This is a genomic window from Marinobacter sp. AC-23 (assembly GCF_001858325.1).
In the GTDB taxonomy this organism is placed as follows: Bacteria; Pseudomonadota; Gammaproteobacteria; order Pseudomonadales; family Oleiphilaceae; genus Marinobacter.
Genome location: NZ_MBPP01000105.1, coordinates 1 through 2,550, shown reverse-complemented (window position 1 = coordinate 2,550; position 2,550 = coordinate 1). Strand labels below are relative to the sequence as shown.

At 56.5% G+C, this 2,550-nt stretch carries 3 protein-coding genes; 1 reads left to right on the top strand and 2 read right to left on the bottom strand.

Annotated elements, in window-relative coordinates; all coding sequences use genetic code 11:
- Positions 1–308, top strand: a 308-nt coding sequence (locus tag BCA33_RS22480; RefSeq protein WP_254774644.1) for a helix-turn-helix domain-containing protein, incomplete at its 5' end; no start/stop codon positions are given.
- Here the strand turns inward: BCA33_RS22480 and istB are convergent.
- Positions 246–1,001, bottom strand: coding sequence for an IS21-like element helper ATPase IstB (gene istB / locus BCA33_RS19590; protein WP_071268468.1), 756 nt, complete (start codon positions 999–1,001; stop codon positions 246–248). The genes BCA33_RS22480 and istB overlap by 63 nt on opposite strands.
- Positions 998–2,550 (bottom strand): IS21 family transposase (gene istA, locus BCA33_RS19585; RefSeq protein WP_254774643.1); only part of this gene is annotated, 1,553 nt, incomplete at its 5' end. The genes istA and istB, both read right to left, overlap by 4 nt.

Below are 2,550 nucleotides of genomic sequence, written 5' to 3'. Positions count from 1 at the left end.
GCGCAAAAAACAATCTATCCAGAGCTTCAGCGCGTCGTTTTTTGCTTACCTTACAGAAGCTGGGCTATGTGTCGCAGGATGAYCAAAAATTCCGTTTGACGGCCAAGGTTCTTGAGCTGGGGTATCCCTATCTGGCATCTCTGAATTTCACTGAGACCATTACGCCCTTTATGGAGCAAGTTTCCTTGTCTGGCGTCAACTATCTTGTCCGGTCCGCGACAACTATGATGGCCGGTTGGGTGGTCTTACTTTTTACTCTTTCCAGCCTGCTTAAGCTGTTGCTGTCGTCGGTAGCTTTCCCCCTCTAATTCGATAATCGTCGCGTGGTGTATGAGTCGGTCTACGGCCGCTACGGTCATCATGCTGTCCGGGAAGATCTGATCCCACTCGCTGAATGGCTGGTTGGCGGTGACAATCAAGCTGCCACTCTCATAGCGGTGGGCGATGAACTCGAACAGCACCTGGGTTTCCGCATCCGTCTTTTTTACGTAGCCGATGTCATCGATGATGATGACCCGGTATTTATCCAGGCGTGTCATGGCGGTCATCAAGTCGAGATCGCGCTTGGCCTGTTGTAAGTGCTGAACCAGCGCTATCGCTGGGAACAGTTTGCAGCGCACGCCCTGTTCGGTGAGTTGATGGCCCAGGGCATTGGCGATGTGGGTTTTGCCGGTGCCGCTGGGGCCGATCAACAGCACATTGTCGGCATGGTGTGCCCAGTCACTGTCTTGTTGCAGCTTGGCCAGTGCGGCGTTGCAGGGGCGGCTAAAGCCACTTTGATCCAGCGCCGAGAAGGTTTTGTTGGCCGCAAGCCTGGCCTCTCGCAGCCACTTCTGAGTTCGACGCTGGTAGCGGTCCGAGAGTTCGTATTCACATAAGGCTGCTAGGTAATCCGTGTGTGACCAGTTCTTTTCAATGGCCGTTTCCCAGAGCGATTGATAGTGACGGTGGAAGGCCGGCAGACGCAGTTCTTTAAGCAGCAAGGCGACGGAGTCGGTCATATCGACGCCTCTTGGCTGCGGATCGAAGACAGCAAGTCGTCATAACTGACCAGGGTGTGTTGACTTGAAGCTGAGAATTCGAGATCGGGATTGCCGCGAAGGTAGCGTGACTGGATCTCGGTAATTGACGCGAACCGGCCGGCCCGGGCTTCTATCAACAGGTCTTCCCCCAGCGACTGTTCATCATCGTATTCGAAGGCCAGTCGAAGGGCGGTCACGATCCACTTGCAGGCTTCACGGGGTTCAAGATGCTCATCCGCGAGTTGCCAGAGTTCGCGGTAGTTGTCGTCCGGGAGCAGGTCATCACGCAGCTGAGAGTAACGGAAGGCCTGTGGCTTGGAGGATAGCGAGCAGATCACGTGCCGGTAATTGACGCTGCGGGCACGGTTTTCACCCGCCTTGGGATAAACACGTGGCAAGGTCAGTGCCGGCTGCTGCCCAACGAACAGTACCAGCTTGTCGTGGTGCAGGCGGATTTGCACCGACTCACCAATCAGTCGCGATGGCACGGTGTAGACAACGCGGCGGACTTCGATCGTTGAGCTGCGCGTCACCTTGAGATGGAGGGTCTGATACTCCGCCGCCGTAAACTCCGGCAGAGGCTGCAAGGCAGCCTGCTCTTCAAGGACACGGGTCCGGTTGCGCCGATTGAGTTTGTCAGCCGCACAATCGATAAACGCCTGGTACTGCTCGATACTCTCGAAGTCACTGTGGCCGCGCAGTAACAGCTGTTGGGCCAGGCGTTTCTTGAGCGAGCCATTGGCACACTCCACCACGCCGTTCTCATGGGACTGTCCCAGATTATTCCGGGTGGGGGTCATGCGGTAATGCTGGCACAGCTCACTGTAAGCCTCTGTCCAAACGTTCTGACGGTTATTGCGTGCCGCACTTAAACTATCCGTGCGGTGCTCAACAGGGCTGCCACCAGCCTGCTGAAGGGCTCGCTGCAACCCCGTCGCCAGAGCTGCATAACTCTCACCGCCCTGAACCACGGTGACCGAGCGCCAGCCGCTGTAGGCCAGTCGAAACTGATAGAGCAGATGTGGAAAGGCCTTGGACTGAATCGTAACGGGGTTATCGGGGTGGGTAAAATCAGAGAACCCCTGCTGTGCGACAACGGCCTGCTGGCGAAAAATGACCTCGCGTTCCGGCCCATGCAGTGCTCGCCATTGCTTCACCCGGCGTTGCAGTGTGCGCAAGATGGTCTGGTCGTAATGCTCAGGATACTGCTCCTGCAAGTAATCAAGCAGGGTTGTTCCGGTCAAATCAGGCTTGGCTTCTAGCAAAGGGAGCAGCTCTGTATCCCACACCGCTTCCAGCGGATCCTCCCGGGTGCGCCACTGCCGCTCGGTGTTAATGCGGGGCTTTTGTGTTGAGGTCTCGATACGTCGTCCGGATCGAACGGAAATACCCGCCTTGGCGGCAGCCACTTCCTGGCTTGCGCCATTTTGTCGGTGCTGCATGAACAGCTCCTCTTGTCGGTTGGTTATGTGTTGGCCTGGCACCCTTTGCTCCACCATGGAAAACAAGGGGCCAATTGTTACACCCA